Below are 24,678 nucleotides of genomic sequence, written 5' to 3' on the forward strand. Positions count from 1 at the left end.
TACTCGCCAAGGCTTCTTCAAACTTGCACACGGCCGGGTCGGCTTAGGTTTTCTGCTTCTTCTTTTTGGCCGCTGGAAACAGGATATTATTCAATATCAGGCGGTAGCCGGGCGAGTTGGGGTGCAGGGCCAGGTCCGTCGGCTCTTCGCCCACCAAATGCTGATAGTCTTCGGGGTCGTGGCCGCCATAAAAGGTCCAAGTGCCTTTTCCCAACGTGCCGTGAATGTAGCGGGCCTCCCCGGTCTGCTTGGTTTCGCCCATCGAAATGACGTCGGACTTGATGAGGTTTTTGCGGAAAGCCGTGGTTTGGCCCATGAAGCCGTGAATGGTTTTCTCGTGGTTTTGGCAGAGCATGGTGGGCACCGGGTCGTACTTGGCCGAAAACGTGAAGAGCGAGAAGTAGTCGTTCTGCTCGCCCAGGCCGCGCTCGTTGGGCTGCATGTCGATGTTAGAGTACTCGTACTCGTAGGGATTGCGCGTCAGCTGGAAATTCTGAAAAGCCAGGCAGCGGTTGTAGTTGAGCTTGGACTGGGCCTGGGGGTCGGCGGGGTCGCCGTCGTACATCGTTTCCACCAGGTCCACGCCCAGGCCGGCCAGGGCAATGTCGTAGCTGTCGGTAGCCGAGCACATGGCAAACAGGAAGCCGCCGCCGGCGATAAACTCCTGCATTTTCACGGCCACAGTGGCTTTCATCTGGCTCACTTTGGCAAAACCGTTGCGCTTGGCGGCGGCTTCGGCGTCGCGCACCTGCTGCTGGTACCAGGGGTAGGAGCGGTACACGGCGTAGAACTTGCCGTACTCGCCGGTAAAATCTTCGTGGTGCAGGTGCAGCCAGTCGTACTTGGGGAGGGCACCGGCCAGCACTTCATCGTCGTAAATCTGGGTGTAAGGAATTTCGGCGTAGGCCAATACCATCGTCACGGCATCGTCCCAGGGCTGCTTGCCCTTGGGCGTGTACACCGCAATTTTGGGCACCTTTTCCAGCTTCATTACGTCCATGTTGGCGTTCGGCTCGGCTATTTCCTGCAGAATGCCGGTGTACTGGGCTTCGCTGATAACCTGAAAGGTGACGCCGCGCACGGCCAGCTCATTTTCGGCCCCGGGCGTGGTTTCGAACGCGAACGAGCCGCCCCGGTAGTTCAGCAGCCAGTCGACGGGCACCTCCCGCTGGAGCAGCCAAAAGGCCACCCCGTAAGCCTTGAGGCATTCTTTTTGGGTGTTATCCATCGGGATGAACACGTGGTTGGCGCGGGCCGCCAAGGGCGCGGCCACGCCGGCTACAGCCAGCAGCAGAACGAGCAGAAGACGCTTAAGCAGCATATTTAGGGGAGAAATAATGGCACCGAACCAACGAGGTTTGTGGGGCAGTGGTTCAAGTTAAGCGCCGCCCAACGAACTTTGGGCAGTTGCGCCGGGCCCGCCGTCGGCGCAGGGCCGGCGCAACCGGCTATTTCCCTCTCCACGATTATTCAGCCCCCGGCTGTAATCACCGACTATGAGTCCCTTCGAAAACGTTCGCGAAGCCTTCCGTTCCATCCGCACCAACCTGCTGCGCACCATCCTCACGGCCCTTATTCTCAGCATTGGCCTGTTTGCGCTGGTCGGCATTCTCACCGGCATCGATGCCATGAAGAATTCGCTCTCGGAAACCTTCGCCAGCCTGGGTGCCAACTCGTTCGAGCTGCACGCCAAGGGCTACAGCAATCGCGGCCGGCGCGGCGGGGTGCAGGCGCGGCAGTACCCGCCCATCAGCTATTTCCAGGCCAGGCAATACAAGAAAGCCATGGGCGACGAAGCCCAGGTAGGCGTGTCGGCCTTCATTGCCGGGGCCGTGGAAATGAAAGCCAGCGGCATTAAAACCAATCCCAACATGCAGGTCATTGCGGGCGATGAGAATTACCTTAAAATTCAGGGCTACAACCTGGCCGAAGGACGCACCTTCTCGCAAACCGAGCTCAATAGCGGAGCCAACGTGCTGATTGTGGGCGATGAAATTCGCCTCAAGCTGTTTCCCAAGCAGAGTCCGGTGGGCCAGTACGTGGCTGCCCTGGGCCGCCGGTTTCTCATTGTGGGCCTGTTGGAAAAGAGCGGTGCCAGCATGGGCGGCGGCGGGGCCGACCGCCTGGCCCTAGTACCCCTCGAAACCGGCAACCACATGCCCCGGCAGCGGGCGCTCTCCTTCGACATCAAGACCGCCACTGACCAGTCTGGAACCCTGAATTTTGTGATGGGCCAGGCCACCGGCATCATGCGGGCCGTGCGGCAGGACAAATTGGGCCGGCCAGACAGCTTCGTGGTGGAAAGCAGCGAGTCACTGGCTTCGTCGCTGGATTCTATTTCGGGCAAAGTGCGGGTAGGGGGCAGCATCATGGCCTTTATCACGCTACTCGGGGCCAGCATCGCCCTCATGAACATCATGCTGGTATCGGTGACCGAGCGCACCCGCGAAATCGGTATCCGCAAGGCGCTGGGGGCTACGGCCAAGCAAATCCGTCTGCAGTTTTTGATTGAGGCCATCGTCATCTGCTTGTTGGGTGGCACGTTGGGCATTATCCTCGGTGTGCTGGGCGGCAACGCTGTGGCCAAGTTCGTCGGCTCCGGTTCGTTCCTCGTGCCGTGGGTTTGGATGATTGTGGGCCTCGTTATCTGCGTGGGCGTAGGGCTGGCCTCGGGCTACTATCCTGCCAGCAAGGCTGCCGCTCTGGACCCGATTGATTCGCTACGCTACGAATAAATAACGCCTTGGCCTGAGCGGCCTTTGGCCCAAAGCAAAGCCCCGCAAGAGTGAGCCGATATTGCTTCGGACTATTCTTGCGGGGCTTTTCTGTGGATATGTGTCAATTGCCAAATAAGTCGTTAATGCGGACTGCTAAGAGGGTTCTTTATACATTTGCACAACTACTCATTTGTGCAAATACCATGGTTGCCTCCGCTATAGTTCCCATCGACCAACGCTTTGCGCAGCTTATCAAGCAGTTTGGCTTGACTAAAAACAGCTTTGCAATTTCGCTGGGCAAAACGGCGAGCGTGGTTCAGCACCTCATCGATGGGCGGAATAAGCCCGGTTATGACTTGCTTTGCAAAGTTTTTGAAATTTATCCAAATGTGTCGCGCGACTGGCTGCTGCTTGGTCGCGGACCCATGCTGGTGAGCGGCGAACACGCGCCAAAACCAGTTGCCGTTGCGCCGCTAGTCGCGGCTGAGCCACCGCTGGAACCCATTGATTTGACCGATGTAGAAGTGCCGGTTCAGCGTCGGGCCGGGGCAGGCGTAGCGGGTTCCCGCCTTCAGCCCGCTGAAATAACGGCCACCCTGGTGCTGGCGGCTGCGGTAGCTCAGCCCGCCCGCGCCACCGCGTCGGTACCCCACGAAGCTGCCGAAATTCCGCGTCCGAATCAGGAAGCTGAGCTAGCGGCGTCGCCCGCTGCATCGCCAGTTCCCGAAGTCGCGGCCGGGGCTCCGGCGTCGGCCCGGTTTACGCCATTTCCCGAGGCGACCGTTACCCCAGTTGCTGCCACGGCACCAGTTGCGGTGGCTTCACCTGTGCAGGCGGCACCCACTGGCGTTTCCCCCGAGGTTTATGTGACGGCTGCCTTGCATGCCCAGCACCTGCAGCACCAATTGGCGCTGGCTGAAATACGCAACCAGCACTTGGTGGAGCAGCAGCAAATGCTGCGTGAAATGCTGGCCATGGCTCGGCAGGCCATGGTTTAGGCAAACACACCCATTTCTTCGGCCTCCATCAACCCGAAAGCATTTACGCTGGTCAGGCGTAGCAGCTTCAGCTCGCCCACCAGCAGGGGGTCGTACTTCGCCACCACGCGGATGTAATTGGGCGTGAAGCCTTCCATGTAGCCGTCGGTCACGTCGTCTTCAAAAAGCACTTCGGTTTCCAGGCCAAGGTGTTGCTCATAGAAAAACCGCTTTTTCTTCTCTGACAAGCTGCGCAGCTGGGTGGTGCGCTCGTGCCGCACCCGGTCCTGCACCCGGCCGGGCAGGGTGGGGGCCAGCGTATCGGGCCGCTCCGAGTAGGGAAACACGTGCAGGTAGCTGATGGGCAGTTCGTTCAGAAAATTGTACGTGTCCAGAAAATCCGCATCCGTTTCGCCCGGAAACCCCACAATCACATCAACCCCAATGCAGGCGTGCGGCATCAGCTCTTTGATGCGGGCCACGCGGCTGGCGTAGAGCGCCCGCTTGTAGCGGCGGCGCATCAGGCTCAGAATCTTGTCGGAGCCGCTTTGCAGCGGGATGTGGAAGTGCGGCATGAAGCGCGCCGAAGCGGCCACGGTGTCCAGAATCTCGTCGGTGAGCAGGTTGGGCTCGCAGCTGCTGATGCGGAACCGGCGGATACCGGCCACGCTATCCAGGGCTCCGACCAGCTGGGTGAAATCTTCGCGGCGCTCGCGCTCGGCACCTTGCAGACCGAAATCGCCGAGGTTGACGCCGGTGAGCACAATTTCCTTCACGCCGGTTTCGGCCAGGGCTGCGACGCGCGCTACCACGCTGGCGATGCTGCCGGAGCGGCTGCCGCCACGCGCCAGCGGAATGGTGCAAAAGGAGCAGGAGTAGTCGCAGCCGTCCTGCACTTTGAGGAAGGTGCGGGTGCGGTCGCCGAACGAGTGCGCGGCGTGAAACTCGGTAGCTTCGGCAATGGGCGAGGCGTACACCTGGCCCGGCTGGCCAGCGGCAGGCTTCTTGAAATCAGCCAGAATATCAACCAGCATGAACTTCTCGGCCGCGCCCAGCACGGCGCTCACGCCGGGAATGTTGGCAATTTCCTGGGGCTTGAGCTGGGCATAGCAGCCCACAATGGCCACAAATGCTTCGGGATTGTGCTTCAGGGCCTGCTGCACCACCTTCCGGCACTTGCGGTCGGCGTGGTCGGTGACGGAGCAGGTATTGATGACGTAGAGGTCGGCCCCGGCTTCGAAGGGGATTTTCTGGAAGCCTTTTTCCTCAAACTGCCGGCCAATGGCCGAGGTTTCGGAAAAGTTGAGCTTGCAGCCGAGGGTGTAAAAGGCAACGGATTGGGGGGTAGTCATGGCCCCACAAAGGTAAGGCCGGGCTGCGGACCTACTTGCGGGCGAAATCTTCCAATGAAACCTGCTGCATCGCCTGGCTCAACTGCAGCTGGGCATCGGTCACGGCGGGGTCGCGCTCCCACACTTGGCGGCTCACGTTATCGAAGGTAATCGTGCCGTTTGGCGTCACCGAGCCAAACCCGTTGTTGAAGCAGTAGTAGGCGAAGGGCACCGCATGGGGCACGAGCAGGTCGCGGCTCCAGTGGAAGGCGGCGGCCGGCAGCTGCAGCTGGTGGAGCAGCGTGGCCGCTACATCGGTTTGCGAGCCCAGGGTTGAAATAATTCGGCCCCGGGCCTCGGGCCGCAGCGCGCCGCCCGCCAGCAGCAACGGAATTTTGAACTTGGCCGGGCTTTGGTTGGAGGAGTTGCCGGGCAGTACGTGGCCGTGGTCAGCTACCAATACTATCAGCGTGTGAGCGTACCAGGGCTGCTGGCGGGCCTGGCGTAGAAACTGGCCCAGCGTGGCGTCGGTGTAGGCTACCGAGTTCCGAAACAGGTCGGCTTCATTGGTGCTGGGGTAGCGCGGCTTCATGGGCACCTCGAAGGGCTCGTGGCTGCTCAGGGTGAAGGCCGTGACGAAGAAAGGCTGCGGCTGCTGCTTCAGGTCACTCAGCACTCGGCTGAATAATGCCCCATCGTGCGCGCCCCATTTTGAGTTCTGGTCGGCCGCAGCAAAGTCATTGCGCTCGGTGAGTTGGTCGTACCCGGCCGTTTGCAGGTAGCTTTTCATGTTGGCGAACGCCAGCTCACCGCCGTAGTAATAGCGCGAGCTATAGCCCGCTGCCGTCAGCGAGCGGCACAGGTGGGGCAGGTGCTCGTTTTTGCGTGGGAACTTGATAATGCTGGTTGTGGGCTGGTTGGGGTAGCCCGATAGCAGCGATACCAGCCCTTTTTGGCTGCGGTCGCCGGCCGCGTAGATATTATTGAACAATACTCCCGTCCGGGCCAGGCTGTCCAGGTTTGGCGTCACGCCGACTTCGCCCCCCACGCTGCCCACCAGCTTGGCCGTGAAGCTTTCCAGGATGATGAACAGCACATTGGGCCGGGCTTCGGCCAGGATGGAAGCCGAAGAATCGGCCGGGGCCGGCTTCCCCACGGCGCGCGGGTAGATAGTTGCTACCAGCCGCCGGGCCGTACTATCGGCCATAAAAGGCTGTGGCGGGCGCTCGGCGGCCCGCAGCACCAGCGCACTCATCAGGTTCCAAGGAGCGTTGACGGCTGCGTGATTGGCAAAGGCAATGCGGGAAAAATACACGTCGCTTTGATTCACCGGAATCTGCTGCGTGCCCCCGCGCAACGGCACTACCAGCAGCGTGGCGTAGAGCAGGGCCGCCAACGTGGCCCGGCCGCGTCCAAACCAAGCGGGTAGTGGCGCAAGGTGCCCCGCTACTTTTCTGTAAAGCCACCAGCCGCCACCCACCAGGGTTAGCAGTGCCAACGCCAGCAGCAGCAGCGGCGCGCTGCCCGCCGACGCGGCCATTTCAGTCGGTGAGTTGAGGTATTGTAGCGGTGTATCATCAAGCCGAAACCCCCAGGCGCGGTACAGTTCAAGGTCGGCCGTAATCAGCAGCGCCAGTACAATGCCAATTGCCGCCGTATAACCGCTCACCAAACGCTGCACCGGAAACCGGGGGAACAAGCTGCCTATTACAAGGAGTAAGAACGGCATTAAGCTCACATAAGCCGCCGCCGAAGCATCGAGCCGTAGCCCATAGCCAAATGTGCCTAAAATGGTGCCTGCCGGGAGCTGAGCCGTTAGCCCATGTTGATAACCCAAAAAAAGAGCCCGAGCCAGCCCAAAAAAAAGCAGCCAGAACAAAAAGTAGCGCGGCTGAAACGCAAAGCGGTTTTTCACCCGGCAAAGATAACCTGTCGGAAGCGCTACCGGAATGACTTGACTAAGGCAGATTATATAGGTTTGTTACATTAAAACTGGATTATAAATTCTAGCGCAGCCGGCAAGCCACAGCCTCCAAATTTCGAGTATCCATAGAAACTAATAGGCTTGCTGTACTCTTGGTGGTAGTGATTGCGCTTGTATGAGGCCTTTTTGTTATGATTTGAGTAAAATACAGGCCGGGAGGGTGTGTGAACAAGGGGTAATGCGACTGAACGCACAGTTTTTGCTGAAAAAGACCTTTTATTTATAGGTGTGTTGTTTAGAAAACACATTTACCAATTATCTTTGCCCTAGTAGTCCGAATACGTTACCAGTAATCTTAGCCCCGCCGGTTTCCACCACATGGCCATCCTCCGTTTTAAAGCCCTAGAACTCGTCAATCAGCGTCGCCCCATTACGGTGGTGCCGGTTGCCGCGCGTCGCTCCGACAGCTTTGGGCAAAATGTATTCAATCTGGAAGCCATGCGGGCTACCATGCCTGGTGATTATTTTAAGAAACTGCAGGCCGCCATCAAGCAAGGCGCTACCGTGGAGCGCAACGTGGCCGATGCCGTGGCTTCGGCCATGAAAACCTGGGCTATGGCCAAGGGCGCTACCCACTACACGCACTGGTTTCAGCCCCTCACGGGCTCAACTGCTGAAAAGCACGACTCGTTCTTCGACCTGAATTCCGACGGTCGTCCGATTGAAAACTTCAAAGGCTCCGCGCTGGTGCAGCAGGAGCCCGATGCTTCGTCGTTCCCGAACGGCGGCATTCGCAACACGTTTGAGGCTCGGGGTTACACGGCCTGGGACCCCACTTCGCCCGCTTTCATCATCGAAACGGTAGGAGCCAAAACGTTGTGTATCCCCACAATTTTCGTGGCCTACACCGGCGAAGCACTCGACTACAAAGCCCCGCTGCTCAAGTCACTGGCCGTCCTGGAAAAGGCTGCCCTAGAAGTGTGTCAGTATTTCGACAAAGACGTAAGCCGCGTGAACACCACGCTCGGCATTGAGCAAGAGTATTTTCTGGTCGACAAAGCGCTGTACGACGCCCGTCCTGACCTCGTGATGACCGGCCGCACCTTGTTTGGCCACGCGCCGGCTAAAGGCCAGCAGCTCGACGACCATTACTTTGGCTCGATTCCGGCCCGGGTGCACGGCTTCATGCTGGAGTTTGAGGAGGAATCTAACCTGCTCGGCATTCCCCTGCGGACCCGTCACAACGAAGTGGCTCCTAATCAGTTTGAGTGCGCTCCAACTTTTGAGGATGCCAACCTGGCCGTGGACCACAACCAGCTTCTGATGGATGTGATGGACCGCGTGGCCGAGCGGCACAACTTCAAAGTGCTGCTGCACGAGAAGCCCTTCGCTGGCGTAAACGGCAGCGGCAAGCACAACAACTGGGCCCTGAGCACCGATACCGGCGTGAACCTGCTCGCGCCCGGTCGCCGGCCCAAGGAGAACCTGCAATTCCTGGCTTTCCTTATCACCACTATCCAGGCCGTGCATCGCCACGCCGATTTGCTGCGCTCCAGCATTGCCTCGGCGTCGAACGACCACCGCCTTGGGGCCAACGAAGCCCCGCCGGCCATCATGTCGGTGTTCCTGGGTTCGATGCTGGACTCGGTGCTCGATGAGTTAGAGCGCACCGCCAAGCTGCCCCTTGATAAGGGTGACAACATTTACCTGAAGCTGGGTATCGATAAGATACCCGCGATTCTCCTCGATAACACGGACCGCAACCGGACTTCCCCTTTTGCTTTCACCGGCAATAAGTTTGAGTTGCGCGCCGTGGGCTCATCAGCCAACTGCTCGTCGGCCATGACGGTGCTTAACACCATTGTTGCCGACCAGCTCATCGACTTTAAGCAGTCGGTGGATGCGCTGATTGAGCAGGGCAAAAAGAAGGAAGTAGCCATTGTGGAAGTGCTGCGCGAGTACGTGATTTCGTCCAAAGCCATTCGTTTTGAAGGCAACGGCTACTCCGATGAGTGGAAGGAAGAAGCGGCCCAGCGCGGCCTGAGCAACATTGCGACCACACCCCAGGCGCTCGATGCTATTGTGAACACTAATTCGGCGGCGCTCTTTGCTCGCCACGGGATTTTCTCGGAGGTGGAGCTGCATGCTCGTCACGAAATTTTGCTGGAGGAATACCAGAAGAAAATTCAGATTGAAAGCCGCGTAATGGGTGATTTGGCCATCAACCACATTATTCCCACCGCGCTGGCCTACCAAACCAAGCTGGTGGATAACGTGCGCGGCTTGCGTGAATTGGGCCTCGACGACGAGCACAGCCAGGTGACCGTGGAAATGATTAAAGCCATTTCCCGCTACGTATCGACTATCAAAACCACCGCCGACGCCATGACCGAGGCGCGCAAGCAAGCCAACAAGATTGGCGATGCCCGTGCCAAAGCCGTAGCGTACTGCGAAGAAGTGAAACCAAAATTCGATCCCATCCGCCGCGCCGTTGATAAACTGGAGCAGATGGTGGCCGACGAGGACTGGCCTCTGGTGAAGTACCGCGAACTATTGTTCAGCCGGTAATTCATCAGCGGACGGAATCGGGTCCGGTGTTGGGTGGGAATTCTCGCCGCGCCCCGGTTTTGAAAGAGCCATCTCGGCTGAGATGGTTTTTTCTGGAGGGCGGCAACAATCGTTTGCGGTATCGATTGTTTAAGTCGCTTTCCTAGCCGAAGGTGCTTTTGGTTCTGTGGGTTTGCCAGCAGCGTGTGGCGGCGCGGCCAGTAGCAAGGGCAGGCGCGGGGTATGCGCATCCGCTTTGGCTTCGGTCACAACCTGTGCACTGCTGCCGGGGTCCGGCACCAGCATTTTCCAGGTAGCCCGCCGCAGCTCGTCCAGCCGGTCCAGCGACTCGCTGACGGTGGCATTGGCCTTCAGCTTATTGAACACGCCGCTTTTGTGGCCCGCCACCAGCAGCTTCTCGATAACGAAAGGCAGCACCCAACCTACTATATTCGACGCCAGGGCCCCGCGCAGGCCCAGGCGCACCAAGAGCCGCACGGTCATTTGTTCCACCAACAGAACGCGGGCGGCAGGTAGCGCTTTGTCGGCCAAAAAATCAGCTACCAGCTTGAGGTTGCCCTTTTCCACTTCGGCCCGCAGCACTTCCTGCACCGAGTCGAGGGCACGGGCGGCCAGCTGGCGGAAAAGGCGGCCGGTTTGCCAGGCGGCTAAACCGGTGAAACGGGCGGCTCCGATAAGTGAGGGAATAAAACGGGGCGTTTTCATAAAATAGATGCCAGAAATGCGCTTTGGTGCGTCAGTCAGGAAACGTGTCGGCCTACAGTTGGGTTAAGCCCCGCGAGTAAAAAGCCCAGAAGTATCTGCTGATTATCAGAAATGCTGGCAGCGTATCTGAAGCCATTGGCTTTTGTAACGGCATGGTTGATTTGCTGACTGATATAAATTTACAACAGCTCCCCGACGATTATTTTGGCGGGGAATGTTCGGTGGAAAATCGGGTGCTCAACCGCAACGACCTCAGCATCCCCCAATGTTTATGAATTCCATTGTCATCCAGCAACCCGGCGACGCTAAGGTGCTCAAATTACAGCAGTTGGATGTGCCCCAGCCGGTCGCGCACGAAGTGCTCATCCGGGTGCGGGCCGCCGGCGTGAACCGCCCCGATGTGCTGATGCGCCAAGGCAAGTACGCGGGCTCCGGCGATGTCTCGGGCCAGGTGCCCGGCCTGGAAATAGCGGGAATGGTGGAGCAGTGCGGCTCAGAAGTAACGCGCTGGCACCCGGGCAACGCGGTGTGCGCGTTGCTACCGGCCGGAGGCTACGCCGAATACGTGGTGGCAGACGCCCGCCACTGCCTGCCCATCCCAGCCGGTCTGAGCATGGTGGAGGCCGCCGCGCTGCCCGAAACCGTGTTTACGGTGTGGCATAATGTGTTTCAGCGGGGGGCGTTGCAACCCGGCGAAACGCTACTCGTGCATGGTGGCAGCAGCGGCATTGGCACCACGGCCATTCAGCTGGCTACGGCGTTGGGCAGCCGGGTGGCCATCACGGCCGGCGACGCGGCCAAGTGCGCTGCCTGCCGGGAACTGGGCGCGGAGTGGGCCATCAACTACAAAACCGAGGATTTTGAAGAGGTACTGAATACCGAAGGAGTAGATGTCGTCCTCGACATGGTTGGGGGCGACTACATCGGCAAAAACCTGCGCCTGCTGAAAGACGACGGCCGCCTGGTATTCGTGAATGCCATGCAGGGCGGCAAGGGCGAATTCAACGCGCTGGATGTGATGCGCCGCCGCCTTAGTATCACGGGCAGCACGCTAAGGCCCCGCTCGGCCAATTTTAAGGCCGCGCTGGCGGCGGAGGTGGAAAAACACGTCTGGCCGCTGATTGAGGCGGGTGTGTTTCGGCCCGTTATTTATAAAACCTTTGCGCTGGCCGATGCCGCCGCTGCCCACGAATTGATGGAAAGCAGCGCGCACATTGGGAAAATTGTGCTGGAAGTGGGTTCGTAAAAGCGGCGTAAAGTAAGAACGTCATGCTCATCTGGCGTCCGCGCAGCCGAAGCAGCTCTACCGCAATAGTAACTGATTACTTATGCGGTAGAGCTGCTTCGGCTGCGCGGACGCCAGATGAGCATGACGTTCCAATTAACGAAAACTCAAACATGACTTTATGCCTGCTTCCATTTAATGGTGCAGCCGATGGCCTTGGTCGAATTAGTGAAAGGCGCTTTACCGGCTATGATTTCAGTCATGGCGTTTTCCACGTATTTCGTTTTCACCAGCGCGGCATCTTCGGAGTTGTCGTCGATAGCACCGATGTAGGAAACCACGAAAGCTGAACCCTGGCGCGTGAGTATGTAGAGGTGCGGCGTGCGGGTGGCACCGAAGGTTTTGGCCACCTGCTGCGATTCGTCCTGCAAATAGGGAAAGGCGTATTTCTTGGTTTGCATAGCGGCATAAGAGTCACCGGGTACTTTGCTGGCATCGTTGGGGTTGATGGCCATTACCGGGTAACCGAGCGGCGCATACTTGGTATTGAGGTAGATAATGCGGCTTTCGTACGCTTTGGCGTAGGGGCAGGTGTTGCAGGTGAACACCACGATATAGCCTTTGGCCGCCTTGTTGTCGGCCAGGGACACCAGTTTGCCGTTGGTGTTTTTCAGCTTGAAATCAGCGGCTTTATCGCCCACTTTGTAACCATCGGCAGTGGGGCGCAGAATGAAACTGCTCAGCAACAGGGCAAAGCAGAGGGCGAGCAGGGGCAGGGCTTTTTTCATGGTGCGGAAGGGTTTGGAGTTGGTTGAAAATGAGACTCACAGAAACTTTTGCAACGCAGCAGCCAGCTCGGCTTGCGACAGTTCCTTCTCGAAAGTAGCGCGCTGCTTCGTTTTATTGTTGATAATGAGAGTAAACGGCAGTGCGCCCGACCATTTGGCGTCCACTTTAGCGAGCCAGTCGTTGGGGTCGGGCTCATTCAGCACCAACACTTCCGACTTTAGCCCGCGCTTCAGCACGAAGGGCTTTATTTTCTTGTCGACCTGCGAGGCGTAGTCCAGGCTCACCAGCAGCACTTTCACCTTTTTGCCAGCATTAACAGTGCGGACTTGCTCGAAATTGGGCAGCTCCTTCACGCAGGGCGCGCACCAGGTGGCCCAGAAATTTACAACGTACGTAGTGTCAGTGGGCCGCGCAAGCCGCTTTTGTAACTCGAGGAACTTGACAACGGTCACGTTTTGTGCGAAGCTGGGAACGGTCAGCAGTAAGCTGCTAATCAGTAGAATATAGGTTAAGCGGGCCATTGGAAGGTGCTGGGGCATGTGCTTGATATAGACAGAAAAGCCAAGGCAGAAGTTGCGGCGCTGCAAAGCAAAGTGCCGCCTCGCTCAGCTTTACCTTTGCACCACGACGCAACTTTCGCCTTCCTCCCCTAGTTTTCGGGTTATGAACAAAACGTATTGCCCCAGCCTGACCGAGTATAAGCGCCGCGTGGCCCGCGTAGTCAACATTGGCGGCCTGCCGATGGGGGGAGATTTCCCCATTCGCGTGCAGAGCATGACCACTGTCGACACGATGGACACCCTCGGCTCGGTGGAGCAGACGCTGCGCATGGTGGAGGCCGGCTGCGAGTACGTGCGCATCACCGCGCCCAGCATCAAGGAGGCTCAAAACCTGCTGGAAATCAAGAAAGAGCTGCGCAAGCGCGGCTGCAACGTGCCGCTTATCGCCGACATCCACTTCACGCCCAATGCCGCCGAGCTGGCTGCCCGCATCGTGGAAAAAGTACGTGTGAATCCCGGCAACTACGCCGACAAGAAGAAATTTGAGGAGATAGAATACACCGACACCACTTACGCAGCCGAGGTGGAGCGCATCCGCGAGCGGTTCCGCCCGCTGGTTCAGATTTGCAAGCAGTACGGCACGGCCATGCGCATTGGCACCAACCACGGCTCACTATCCGACCGGATTCTGAGCCGCTACGGCGATACGCCGCTGGGCATGGTGGAGTCGGCGCTGGAATTCCTGCGTCTGTGCGAGGAAGAAAACTACTACGACGTGGTGCTGAGCATGAAAGCCAGCAACACCCAAGTAATGGTGCAGGCCTACCGCCTGCTGGTGCAGAAGCTCGACGAGGAAGGCCTGCAACCTTACCCGCTGCACCTGGGCGTGACCGAGGCCGGGGAGGCCGAAGACGGCCGCATTAAGTCTGCCGTGGGCATTGGCACACTGCTGGAAGACGGCCTCGGCGACACCGTGCGCGTGAGCCTCACCGAAGCCCCCGAAGCCGAAGCCCCGGTAGCCCGCATGCTGATTGACCGCTACACCGGCCGCGCTGCCCAAGCCAAGCCGATTAAGCCACTGGTGGGCGAGGAGCCCATAAATCCGTTCCAATACATCCGCCGCACCACGCACGAAGTCGGCGACTTCGGGGGCCTGAACGTGCCGCGCGTTATTACCGATTTGTCGCGCCTGCCGCAGCTGGAATACGCCGATTTGCGGGCGGCTGGACACCTGTATTCATCGTTTCTCGACAAGTTTCAGATGTCGGACCTTGGGGCCGACTACATCTACAGCGGCGAGCGGCCGGTGCCGTTCATGCTGCCCAACGGCCTGAAGGAAATCGTGACCCACAGCGCCTGGGTCGATGCCGGCCAGCGCCTCGAACATTTTCCGCTCATGACCGTGGCCACGTATGTAGCCGACTTTTCCCAGCTGCACCCTACGCTCAATTTCCTGACTGCTGAGCTGGACGCGTTGGATGCTACGCTGCTGGAGCGCCTGCGCACCGAAACAACTGTGGTATTGGCCCTTACCACCACCAACGCCCACGCCATGCCCGAACTGCGGCGGGCGTTTTTTGAGCTGATGAATGCGGGGGTCACTTGCCCCGTAGTCGTCCGGCGTACTTACGCGGTCGATAATCCCGCTCAAACCCAGCTTGACGCGGCTACCGACGTGGGTGGTTTGCTCATCGACGGTCTTGGCGATGGTATTTCGCTCTGTACTGATTTGCTGCCGGCGCAGGAGCAAGCCGCCTGGCTGCGCGATATCGACGCGCTCAACCAGCTCTCGTTCGGTATTCTGCAAGCCGCTCGCACGCGCATGAGCAAAACCGAGTACATCAGCTGCCCAAGCTGCGGCCGCACCCTGTTCGATTTGCAGGAAACCACGGCCATGATTCGCAAGCGTACCGACCACCTCAAGGGCATTAAAATCGGTATCATGGGCTGCATCGTGAACGGCCCCGGCGAAATGGCCGACGCCGACTACGGCTACGTGGGCGTGGGTAAGGGCAAAATCGCCCTCTACCGCGGCCAGGAAGTCATCAAGAAATCCGTGCCCGAAGAACGGGCGGTAGACGACTTGATTGAACTCATGCGCGAGGACGGGCGCTGGATTGAGAAGGAGGTAGTGGAGGAGCCGGTGGGTGTTTAATTTCCTCTCTATGGAAATTTATCTATTTGCGAAGTCGACACTATTAGGAAAAGTTAATTCCAGAATTGTTGACGATTCAATGGGAGTTATTGGCGGGTTACTCAAGCCCTCAACTGCTTATTATGGGAATTTTCAGTCATTCTTTCGCTCGTGCACAGCAAAGGCCGATTGGAGAAAATTGACGCAGATTGAATTAAAAGCAGCATTAGAAACCGGTGAATTTCTCCAATGTGAGGGTGGCATTTGCGTGGACGATGTCGAGGGATTCGATGAGATTGACGTTAGTTTTTGCGGTTTGAATCAGGGCATAATGGATACGTTTCGCAAGCAGGAGGAAAGAGAGTCACGCGCAACATAAATTTCATTTTACTTGCACTTTTCCTTGCGGCGCGTGTCGATAACGTGCGCGATTTTCCAGCCATCGGCCAGCCTCACCAATTGAAACGAGTCGTAGCCGCAATGGCTGAATTTGCTGCCGAGGTAGAACTCATACGGGGCCCACACGCTGGCTAGATTAGCGTCAATTAGCACCCGCTCAAACGTTACTCGCTCATCCCAGATTTGGGGGTGGGGCGTGCCCACGGCTTTCAGGAAGCCGTTGATGCTTTCAATTTCGAGCGTAGGCGTTTGACCGGGCTCGCCGCCGAAGCCGTGGAATACGGCTGCCGGGGCCAGGGTCCGGCGGACCATGGTGCTGTCGCCGCGCCGCATGCCGTCGAAAAACGTGGTGATGATACTTTTTACTGCCTCAGTTTCGGGCGAGGCTTTTTGGGCCAGGGCGGGGTTGGTTGCGGAAGCGGCCAGCAGGAGCAGCGTTGCGGAAATGTGTTTCAAGAAGATGGAAGTTGGTTTGTAAAACGACACAGTAAACAATGCTGCGTTGCAAGGCAGTTTTTGCGTAAGTATTCAGCTTTAGCCAAATCATTCTGCCCTGCCAAGTGTTACCATTTTGAACCCAAACATGCTCTGTTATGAACGGCAAGAACCTCTTCAACTTCGGCCCGGTCCTCGGCTATTACTTCCGGAAAAACGACCCCAGCCGCAAGAACAACTTCAACATGAAGACTATGCACTTCATCAATAAGCTCAGCTTGGCGATGTTTCTGGTGTGCCTGGTAGTGATGTTGTTCCGCTACGTGCTCTAAGAAAACGTGGGATGAATATTGAGGATTTCCGCGACTATTGCCTGCTTAAACCCGGCGCGACCGAAGAAACACCTTTTGGTCCCGAAACACTCGTTTTTAAAGTGGCAGGCAAGGTTTTCGCTCTCACTGATATTGACACCTTCGGCAGTATCAACCTGAAATGCGACCCCGAGCGGGCCGCTGAGTTGCGCGAAACCCACGACTACGTGCTGTCTGGCTACCACATGAATAAAAGGCACTGGAACACGGTACTCGTTGGTGTCGGCGCTCCCGAAGGGCAACTGCGCGAGCTGATTGACCATTCGTATGAGTTAGTGCGGGCCTCGCTGTCCAAAGCAGTAAAGGCCGCGTTAGAATAGGCGGCACTGTGAGAACAGAACAAACACCCAGAACGTCATGCTTCGGCTTCGCTCAGCATGACGTTCTGTTTTGCCCAATTACTGGAAATTATGGATTATTGCCCAACCAGGAAAACCGCGTTGCCAAACATCAGTTTTCCGCCTTGCCAGAAGGCTCGGAATAAGGGGTTATCGCCTAGGTAAACTACTTCGCCACGTCCCAAATCCTGGGTGCCGACCACGAACGTATCGGCTAGTTCCTTGCGGGCTTTGGTGCCGATGAAGCCGGCCGAGTAGCTGTTTTTCTTAATGACGCCCACGTTCCAGCCGCCTTTTTCGAGGAAGCGGTAGTTGAGCGGGCTGCGTACCAGAGCGAAATACGTATCGCCGTAGCCGAACGCCAGCGGGTGAGTATTGTCGAGCTGCACGCGGTAGACGCTGCCTTGCACCACGTCTTCGGCCTCTTCGCGCTCCGAGTCGCCGTAGCGGCGCAGGAGTTTGTAGGGGTTTTCCTTATTCGCTTTTTTGATGGCAACGGAATCAACGGCTTTGGTTTTGAGCAGGAAATCCTTCTTGTTAGCCAGGAATTTAGCCGCGCCTTCGAGGGCGATGAGGCGGCCACCGTCGCGCACCCAGGCCTTGAGGTTTTCGAGGTTGCGGTCGGTGTAAATGTCATTGTAGCTGCCGTTGGGCAGAATTAATACGTCGTATTTATTCATCGAAACTCGATTGAGGTAGTCGGTGCCGAGCACCGTAACCGGGTAGCCCAGCTGTTGCTCGAAGAAATGCCAGACCTCGCCAAAGGCAGTAGCGTCGACGCCGGGACCGGCTACCACGGCCACGGTGGGCTGCTTCACAAAGTGCACGGTGCTGGAGCCCAGGTCGCGTCCGGAAGTGGAGAAACCGGATTTTACGGCCGTAACCACGGTGCCAACCGAGTCGGCCTGGGCGCGCACCAGCTGGTCGAACCTAGCCCCGAGGCCCTCATTGCCGGTGCGGGGGATGATGAGCGTGCCGGGCGCGTATTTCTGGCCTTCCGATTCGAACTCCTTCTCGGCGTAGCGCACCTTTACTTTCTGCTGGAGCAGGCGGCTAAGGAAGCGCACGTCCTGCAGGTTGTTCCAGCGGGCGAGGTAGGCGTAGGGGCGCTCGGTGGTCGCGGCGGCGCTGCCTTTCACCACTGCTGGGCTGGGCGCACTGCCGGAGGCGTCGAGGCGGCCGGCGAGGGCGTAGGCTTTCACCCCAAACGCGTAGGGCAGGGCCCAGGAAGTGATGTCGTAGGTGAGCGAGTCTTCGAGCTGGGACTTGGGTTCGAACAGCACCTTTACCAGCGTGGATTTGGGCTGGTACATGCTCACCACCACATCGTGCGGCTCTACCTGCACGGTTTCGGCTTTGCCGGTGGTGTAGTTGAAGCCTTTGGTTTTCGTGCGCCTGGTGGCAAAACCGTATTCGATTTGGTTGCGGCTGAGGTACTGGGTGAGGGCGCGGAGCTGGCCGGGGTCGTTGCCGGCCGACAGCACGTAGGTTTTGAACTCGCCCTGCGGCTTGGTTTTAGCGGTGGCGAAGTAGCTCTGGAACTCGCGCAGCAGGTCGTCGTGGCGCTCGGCGGTGGCCTGGATGGTGGCGCGGCTGGCCGCGTGGTGGTGGGCAATGCGCTGGGCCAGGGTCAGGGTGTCGCCGTCGAGGCGGGCGTAGCCCACGCCGGCGGGGCCGCCGCCGCCTTGCTCATAGGTCATGCCGATGGCCCCGTTGAAGCTGGGCCAGGTGTCGCCGTAGGTAGGCGCGTAGAGGTCGTAGACTTCGCGGGTGAAATAGAGCCAGTTGTTCTTGTCAAACGCCACCTTGTTGTAATCGCCCAGAATGCCCTGGAACTTGCGCTGCCAGGCCGTGAGGTCGGCGTGGTAGGGCTTGGCGGCGGGCGAGAAGTAGTAGGTATTATTCGGCCCCATTTCGTGGAAATCGGCGTGTACTTCGGGCAGCCACTGGTTGTAGAGGGCGATGCGCTGGCGGGTTTCCTGTTGGGTTTGCCAGGCCCAGTCGCGGTTCAGGTCGAAGTAATAGTGGTTGAAGCGGCCGCCGGGCCAGGGCTCGTGGTGCTCCCAGGAGTCGGGCTCGGTATTGGGCGACTGGTTGCGGACGCGGTTGTACCAGTTGGCGTACCGGTCATGGCCGTCGGGGTTCACGCAAGGGTCCACGATAACGACGGTGTTTTTGAGCCATTCCTGCATCTGCTGGTCCTGCGGGTTGGCCAGGTCGTAGAGTACCTGCATCACGGCTTCGGAGCTCACGGCTTCGTTGCCGTGCACGTTGTAGCTCAGCCAGCACACGGCCGGCTGCTGGCGCTGGCCGGTACCGGCTTCCAGGCCAGCCAGCTTGAGGTTGTTATGGCGCACGTCGTCGAGCCGGCCGAAGGTTTCGGCGCTGGCAATCTGCACCACTTCCAACGGGCGGTTTTCGTAGGTGCTGCCGTATCGCACCAGCTTCATGCGGCCGGGCGTGTGGGCCGTAACGTGAGCCACGTAGCGCAGCAGCTCGGCATGGGGCGTGAATTGAGCGCCCAGCTTATAGCCCAGGAATTGGCCGGGAGTAAGGAGCGGGCCGGCCGCTTCGGTGGTTTGGGCCTGGCTGGCAAATGGCAGCACCAGAAACAACAGGAACCAGTGTTTCCAAACTTGAAAAGCGCGAGCCGCGGTTGGCTTGGAGGAACGTAAGCGTGAAAGAATCATCAAAAATGAAGCAGGTGGAAGTAGCATTGAATTGAAAAACTGTGTCCGCCACAAAGATGCATCAGGGACGGGAACGTGACTCGTTGCCATGCCAAGGTACAAAGTGTGATAATCAGTTATCGACTGAAAAGAAATAGCCCGCTGCAATTGCAACGGGCTATTTTTTTGAAAAAAGCTTCAACTATTACACCACCACGTTGACCATCCGGCCGGGTACTACAATTACCTTTTTCGCCGATTTTCCTTCGCCGAAACGGGCCAGGAAATCCGAAGCTAGTACGGCAGTTTCAATCTCCGCAGCAGTGGCGGCAGCGGCAAACTGCATTTGCTCGCGCACCTTGCCGTTGATGGCCAGCGGGTAAATCACGTTGTCCTCCACCAGGAATTCCTCGCGGAACTCGGGATAGGGAGTGTGGCTGATGCTGCCGGCCGCGTGGCCCAGCTCCTCCCAAAGCTCCTCGGCCAGGTGCGGTGCATACGGCGAGAGTAGTACCACCAGCGGCTCCAGGATGGCGCGTTTGTGGCATTTCAGTGCCGTAAGCTCGTTCACAGTAATCATGAACAGGCTGACCGAGGTATTGAAGCTGAACTTCTCGATGTCTTCCTGCGCCTTCTGAATGGCTTTGTGCAGGGCTTTCAGCTCGGCGGGCGTGGCGGGCTCGTCGGTTACGGCCAAGTCGCCATCCTCGGGGTGGAAGAGGCGCCAGAACTTCTTGAGGAAGCTGCCCACGCCGCTGATGCCGTTGGTGTTCCAGGGCTTGTACTGCTCCAGCGGGCCGAGGAACATTTCGTAAAGACGCAGGGCATCAGCACCGTATTTGCCAATCAGCACGTCGGGATTAACGACGTTGTATTTGGACTTCGACATTTTCTCTGTTTCAACCCCACATAAATACGTATTGTTGTCTTCGAAAATAAACTCAGCATTGTTGTATTCCTCGCGCCACCCTCTAAACGCATTTATATCCAGAATGTCGTTGTCTACAAAATTGACGTCAACATGAAGAGGAGTGAAGCCAGTATTATTGCCAATACCAAACGCCTCAACCTCAAATTTATATTCAGGATACCTGGTTTGCATGTTGTCACGCATGACGCCAAGTTTTTCGGATATTTTTATTTCAAAATGAGAGTCTTGTTTAAAACTATTTGGGGATGTCAAAATCTCAAATGCTGTTTTAGATACAAATAGAAAAGGATGTACTAAATGGTCCTGACTAACTATGTCGCCTGACGCATTTATTGCAGTCCAACCTAAACTAGCTCTGTATACGAAATTCGACCGCCCCAAAATCATCCCCTGATTTATCAGTTTCTGGAACGGCTCATTGCTGCTGACGAGGCCTAAATCCTTCAAAAACAGATACCAAAACCGCGCATACAATAGGTGGCCGGTGGCGTGCTCGGCACCGCCCATGTAGAGGTCCACGGTGCCCCAGTACTGCTCGGCTTCCTCCGATACGAAGCGGGCTTCGTTGGTGGGGTCCATGTAGCGGAGGTAGTACCACGACGAGCCTGCCCAGCCGGGCATGGTGCTCAGTTCATAGGGATACTGGTCGCGGTAGAGCCAGTTTTGCGCGCGGCCGAGGGGCGGCTCGCCGGTTTCGGTGGGCTTATACTCACTGATTTCGGGCAGCACCAGCGGCAGGTCGCTCTCGGCAATTCCGTAGGCCGTGCCATCCTTGTAGTAAATCGGGATGGGCTCGCCCCAGTAGCGCTGGCGACCGAAAATGGAGTCGCGGATGCGGAAGTTGACCTTGCCGCGGCCCAGGCCTTTTTCTTCGAGGTAGGCAATGAGCTTGGTCGTGGCCTCTTTGTAGGTGAGGCCGTTGATGATGCCCGAGTTGATGTAGCGGCCTTCCTTGGTGGGGTCGGCTTGTTGGTCGAGGCCTTGCTGGGCATCGGAGATGGCGGGGATGGGCAGGCCGAAATGCTGGGCAAACAGGTAGTCGCGCTGGTCGCCGCTGGGCACGGCCATCACGGCGCCGGTGCCGTAGCCGGCCAGCACGTAGTCGGCCAGCCAGATTTGCACGGGCTCGTTGTTCACCGGGTTCAGGCCGTAAGCGCCGGTGAACACGCCCGACACGGTTTTGGTGTCGGCCATGCGGTCGCGCTCCGAGCGGCGCTTGGTGGCGGCGATGTATTCGTCCACGGCCGCGCGCTGGCCGGGCGTGGTCAGCTCGTTCACCAGCTCGTGCTCGGGAGCCAGTACCAGGAACGTGGCCCCGTAAATGGTATCAACCCGCGTGGTGTAGACCTTGATTTGGGCGTGTGCGTGGTCCTGCACCGGGAAGGTGATTTCGGCCCCGATGCTCCGGCCAATCCAATTACGCTGCATTTCCTTCACGGCATCGGGCCAGTCGAGGGTGTCGAGGCCCGCGAGAAGGCGGTCGGCGTAGGCGGTGATGCGCAGGTTCCACTGGGGCATGAGGCGCCGCTCGACGGGGTAGCCGCCGCGCTCGCTCAGGCCGTCCTTCACCTCGTCGTTCGAGAGCACCGTGCCCAAGCCGGGGCACCAGTTCACGTAGGTGTCCTGCTGGTAGGCGAGGCGGTAGGAGTGCACCGCGGCCAGCTTCTGGTGCTCCGTGAATAATTGCCACTGCCCGGCGGTGAATACCTGGCGGTCGCCATCATCCCCGGCCGCGCGGACGCCCTCGCTGCCGCGCTCGGCAAAGCGGGCGGTGAGGTCGGTCAGCGCCTCGGCGCGGTTGGTGTCGAGGTTGTACCAGGAGTTGAACAGCTTGAGGAAAATCCACTGCGTCCACTTGTAGTAGCTGGCATCGGAAGTGCGGATTTCGCGGTTCCAGTCGTAGCTGAACCCCAGGCTGCTGAGCTGCTTGATGTAGGTTTCAATGTTCTGGTCGGTGGTCAGGGCCGGGTGCTGGCCGGTCTGGATGGCATACTGCTCGGCGGGCAGGCCAAAGGAGTCGAAGCCCATGGGATGCAGCACGTTGAACCCCTTCAGTCGCTTGAAGCGCGTCACGATATCGGAGGCAATGTAGCCCAGCGGGTGCCCCACGTGCAGGCCCGCCCCGGACGGGTAGGGAAACATGTCAAGCACGTAGTACTTAGGCTTATCGGAGTGGTTGTGGGCCTGGAAGGTGCTATGCTGTTTCCAATGGGCTTGCCACTTCTTTTCGATTTCTTCGGGGCGGTATGCGGGCATCTTGCGCGGAGTTTATTCCGGGCAAAGGTAGGACGTAGGAGAAAGTAGGGCGAAATTTGTTGTAGCGCCCGTGATGCAGCGCGCATTTCGCTCAGCGTAACCTCACCCCCCAGCCCCTCTCCAAAAGAGAGGGGAGCCTGACGATTCTAAATCAAGCATTTCCGGTGCCCCCTCTTTTTTGGAGAGGGGGTCAGGGGGTGAGGTCTTGTTGCGCGCGTTAAGACGTTCTGAATATCCCGAATAGCCACCCATGGCCCGCATCCCCAAAGAATTAGTTGACCAGATTATCCAGACCGCCGACATCGTGGAAGTCGTCGGCGACTTTGTGCAGCTCAAGCGCAAGGGCCAGAATCTGTGGGCGCCGTGCCCGTTTCACAACGAGAAGTCGCCGTCGTTTTCGGTGAATCCGGCCAAGTCGCTTTATAAGTGCTTCGGCTGCGGCAAGGCCGGCGGCGTGGTGCAGTTCGTGATGGACGTGGAGGGCACCAGCTACGTGGAGGCCCTGAAGTACCTGGCCAAGAAGTACGCCATTACCATTGAGGAAGAGGAAAAAACGCCCCAGCAGCAGCTGGAGCAGAACGAGCGGGACTCGCAGTTCATCGTCTCGGACTACGCCAAAAACCATTTTCATCGCCTGCTGCTGAACTCCGACGAGGGCATGAGCATCGGCTACGGCTACCTCAAAGAGCGCGGCCTGAACCTGAGCACCATCCAGACGTTCGAGCTCGGCTACTCGCTCGATAGCTGGGACGACCTGATGAAAGCCGCCGAAACGGCCGGCTACGACAAGAAATACTTCGAAAAAACCGGCCTCACCGTCATCAAAACCGACGACCAGGGCAAGGACACCGGCCGGCGCTACGACCGGTTTCGGGGCCGCGTGATGTTCCCGATTCACAACATCAGCGGCCGGGTGGTGGGTTTCGGGGCGCGCACCCTGAAGCGTGACGACAAGATGGCGAAGTACCTCAACTCGCCGGAGTCGGAGATTTACCACAAGTCGGATGTACTCTACGGGCTGTTCCAGGCCCGGCAGGCCATCCGGACGGAGGAAGTTTGCTATTTGGTGGAAGGCTATTTGGACGTACTTTCTCTCTATCAAGGCGGCATCAAAAACGTGGTGGCATCGTCCGGCACGTCACTCACGGAAGGCCAAATCCGGCTCATCAAGCGGTATGCTGATAACGTGACGGTGCTCTACGATGGCGACGCGGCCGGTATCAAAGCCTCTTTGCGCGGTACCGATTTGCTGCTCGAAGGCGGCCTGAACGTGCGCGTGGTGCTGTTTCCCGACGGCGACGACCCCGACAGCTACATCCGCAAAGTGGGCGACCAGCGTTTCGCCGAGTACATCGAAACCAAAAGCCAGGACTTCATCTCCTTCAAAACCACGCTGGTGGCCCGCGAGGCCAGTAACGACCCGGTGAAGAAGGCCGAGGCCATCCGCGACGTGCTCCACAGCATTGCCAAAGTGCCCGATGCCATCAAGCGGCAGGTGTTTTTGCAGCAGACCTCGGCCACGTTCGGTATTGATGAGCAGGTGCTCATCACCGAATACAACAAGCTGGTGAAATCACCCACGCCAAAATCGGGCGACCAGCGCGGCGGCGGCAGTGGCAGTGGAGGCTACGGCAACAGCGGCAGCTCAAGTGGCAGCAGTGGCTCCGGCAACTACGGCGGCAACAGCTACGGCGGCAACTCCGCCGGCCAGGGCCAGCGCCCCGGTCAGGCTGCCGCGCCGCGCCCAATGTCGGACGAGGAAGAGGCCGAAATGCTGATGTACGGCGGCCACGAGGCTACCGTGGAAATCCTGAGCGCGGGTGCCTCTTTTCAACCCGCAAAGTCCAGAGCTGCCGATGCCGACGACACGCCCGACATGCTCCAGGTCTGCGAGCGGGAGGTGCTGCGGCTGCTGGTGCTTTACTCCGGCCGCGAAATTGAGGCGGAAATGAGCGTAGCAGCCTACCTAATGGGCCAGCTCGGCGAAAACCCCCTTCACGTACCGCTCTACGCCGAAATGTGGGAAATCTGCCGGCAGGAGCTGCTGGCCGGCCGCTTCCCCGATGCTCGCCTGCTGGCCCAAAACGAGCGCGAAGACATCCGCAGCCTTATCACGGACCTGGCCACCGAGCGCTACGAAATCAGCCCCAACTGGCGGAATAAGGAAATTTACGTTTTCAACGAAGTGGACTTGCCCCAGCTGGCCTGCGACAACGCCGTGCTGCGCCTCAACAAGGTCCACGTGCAGCGCGAGCTCGACCAGTGCCTCGAAAAGCTCCGCCACCCGCTGGAAGATGCCGAGATGTTTGAAATCCTGGGTGATATCAAGCGACTCAAGGAGCTCGATAATGAGCTGGCCGCGATGCTGGGCACCGTGGTGGCGCGGGGCGCCTGAGCATGTGCCTTAAC

Annotated in this window: 18 protein-coding genes; 9 read left to right on the forward strand and 9 right to left on the reverse strand. The window is 58.5% G+C overall.

Going from position 1 to position 24,678, the window contains the following annotated elements:
- Positions 1-43: 43 nt before the first annotated feature.
- Positions 44-1,321 carry an asparagine synthetase B gene (locus IEW17_RS01525; protein WP_188560249.1) on the reverse strand — a complete coding sequence of 426 codons (1,278 nt, stop codon included), beginning with the start codon at positions 1,319-1,321 and terminating at the stop codon, positions 44-46.
- Between the two features lie 175 nt (positions 1,322-1,496).
- Between IEW17_RS01525 and IEW17_RS01530 the strand changes: the two genes are divergently transcribed.
- Positions 1,497-2,735, forward strand: a complete 1,239-nt coding sequence (locus IEW17_RS01530) for an ABC transporter permease (RefSeq protein WP_188560250.1) — start codon at positions 1,497-1,499, stop codon at positions 2,733-2,735.
- A gap of 185 nt (positions 2,736-2,920) precedes the next feature.
- Complete coding sequence (locus IEW17_RS01535) at positions 2,921-3,715, forward strand: helix-turn-helix transcriptional regulator (RefSeq protein ID WP_188560251.1); 795 nt, start codon at positions 2,921-2,923, stop codon at positions 3,713-3,715.
- Here the strand turns inward: IEW17_RS01535 and mtaB are convergent.
- Together mtaB and IEW17_RS01545 are read right to left on the reverse strand one after the other, a co-directional pair.
- The gene (gene mtaB / locus IEW17_RS01540; protein WP_188560252.1) at positions 3,712-5,046 is read right to left on the reverse strand and encodes a tRNA (N(6)-L-threonylcarbamoyladenosine(37)-C(2))-methylthiotransferase MtaB; all 1,335 of its coding nucleotides are present in this window, start codon (positions 5,044-5,046) and stop codon (positions 3,712-3,714) included. The two genes, IEW17_RS01535 and mtaB, sit on opposite strands and share 4 nt — an antisense overlap.
- Positions 5,047-5,077: 31 nt before the next feature.
- A complete protein-coding gene (locus tag IEW17_RS01545; RefSeq protein ID WP_229748727.1) occupies positions 5,078-6,724 on the reverse strand; it encodes an LTA synthase family protein in 1,647 nt (548 codons plus the stop codon).
- Positions 6,725-7,327: 603 nt separating this feature from the next.
- Here IEW17_RS01545 and IEW17_RS01550 point away from each other — a divergent pair.
- Positions 7,328-9,517: a glutamine synthetase III family protein gene (locus IEW17_RS01550; protein WP_188560254.1), complete on the forward strand. Its 2,190-nt coding sequence runs from the start codon at positions 7,328-7,330 to the stop codon at positions 9,515-9,517.
- 129 nt (positions 9,518-9,646) lie between these two features.
- On the opposite strand, the gene IEW17_RS01555 is transcribed toward IEW17_RS01550, so the two are convergent.
- Entirely contained in the window at positions 9,647-10,222 is a 576-nt protein-coding gene (locus tag IEW17_RS01555) for a hypothetical protein (RefSeq protein WP_188560255.1), read from the reverse strand.
- 271 nt (positions 10,223-10,493) lie between these two features.
- On the opposite strand from IEW17_RS01555, the gene IEW17_RS01560 reads away from it, so the two are divergent.
- Positions 10,494-11,468, forward strand: coding sequence for an NAD(P)H-quinone oxidoreductase (locus IEW17_RS01560; RefSeq protein WP_188560256.1), 975 nt, complete (start codon positions 10,494-10,496; stop codon positions 11,466-11,468).
- A gap of 158 nt (positions 11,469-11,626) precedes the next feature.
- On the opposite strand, the gene IEW17_RS01565 is transcribed toward IEW17_RS01560, so the two are convergent.
- Positions 11,627-12,235 (reverse strand): thioredoxin family protein, encoded by a 609-nt coding sequence (locus tag IEW17_RS01565; protein ID WP_188560257.1) that lies wholly within the window; start codon positions 12,233-12,235, stop codon positions 11,627-11,629.
- 36 nt (positions 12,236-12,271) lie between these two features.
- Entirely contained in the window at positions 12,272-12,757 is a 486-nt protein-coding gene (locus IEW17_RS01570; protein WP_229748729.1) for a TlpA family protein disulfide reductase, read from the reverse strand.
- A 142-nt stretch (positions 12,758-12,899) separates the two neighbouring features.
- On the opposite strand from IEW17_RS01570, the gene ispG reads away from it, so the two are divergent.
- Positions 12,900-14,891 (forward strand): (E)-4-hydroxy-3-methylbut-2-enyl-diphosphate synthase, encoded by a 1,992-nt coding sequence (gene ispG / locus IEW17_RS01575; protein ID WP_188560259.1) that lies wholly within the window; start codon positions 12,900-12,902, stop codon positions 14,889-14,891.
- A gap of 10 nt (positions 14,892-14,901) precedes the next feature.
- On the forward strand, positions 14,902-15,249 hold the full coding sequence (locus tag IEW17_RS01580; protein ID WP_188560260.1) for a hypothetical protein: 348 nt from the start codon (positions 14,902-14,904) through the stop codon (positions 15,247-15,249).
- Positions 15,250-15,257: 8 nt separating this feature from the next.
- Here the strand turns inward: IEW17_RS01580 and IEW17_RS01585 are convergent, their stop codons facing one another.
- Entirely contained in the window at positions 15,258-15,725 is a 468-nt protein-coding gene (locus IEW17_RS01585) for a nuclear transport factor 2 family protein (RefSeq protein WP_188560261.1), read from the reverse strand.
- A 137-nt stretch (positions 15,726-15,862) separates the two neighbouring features.
- Here IEW17_RS01585 and IEW17_RS01590 point away from each other — a divergent pair, with 137 nt between their 5' ends.
- Both IEW17_RS01590 and IEW17_RS01595 read left to right on the forward strand, forming a co-directional pair.
- Positions 15,863-16,036, forward strand: a complete 174-nt coding sequence (locus IEW17_RS01590; protein WP_188560262.1) for a DUF6728 family protein — start codon at positions 15,863-15,865, stop codon at positions 16,034-16,036.
- 11 nt (positions 16,037-16,047) lie between these two features.
- A complete protein-coding gene (locus tag IEW17_RS01595) occupies positions 16,048-16,395 on the forward strand; it encodes an MmcQ/YjbR family DNA-binding protein (RefSeq protein ID WP_188560263.1) in 348 nt (115 codons plus the stop codon).
- 95 nt (positions 16,396-16,490) lie between these two features.
- Here IEW17_RS01595 and IEW17_RS01600 read toward each other — a convergent pair whose 3' ends face one another.
- Both IEW17_RS01600 and IEW17_RS21305 read right to left on the reverse strand, forming a co-directional pair.
- On the reverse strand, positions 16,491-19,019 hold the full coding sequence (locus IEW17_RS01600) for a M14 family metallopeptidase (RefSeq protein ID WP_229748731.1): 2,529 nt from the start codon (positions 19,017-19,019) through the stop codon (positions 16,491-16,493).
- Between the two features lie 268 nt (positions 19,020-19,287).
- A complete protein-coding gene (locus tag IEW17_RS21305) occupies positions 19,288-22,269 on the reverse strand; it encodes a leucine--tRNA ligase (protein ID WP_188560264.1) in 2,982 nt (993 codons plus the stop codon).
- A gap of 250 nt (positions 22,270-22,519) precedes the next feature.
- Between IEW17_RS21305 and dnaG the strand changes: the two genes are divergently transcribed.
- On the forward strand, positions 22,520-24,664 hold the full coding sequence (dnaG, locus tag IEW17_RS01610) for a DNA primase (RefSeq protein ID WP_188560265.1): 2,145 nt from the start codon (positions 22,520-22,522) through the stop codon (positions 24,662-24,664).
- The last annotated feature ends 14 nt before the right edge of the window (positions 24,665-24,678 follow it).

The organism is Hymenobacter frigidus, from assembly GCF_014640435.1.
GTDB classification, from domain to species: domain Bacteria; phylum Bacteroidota; class Bacteroidia; order Cytophagales; family Hymenobacteraceae; genus Hymenobacter; species Hymenobacter frigidus.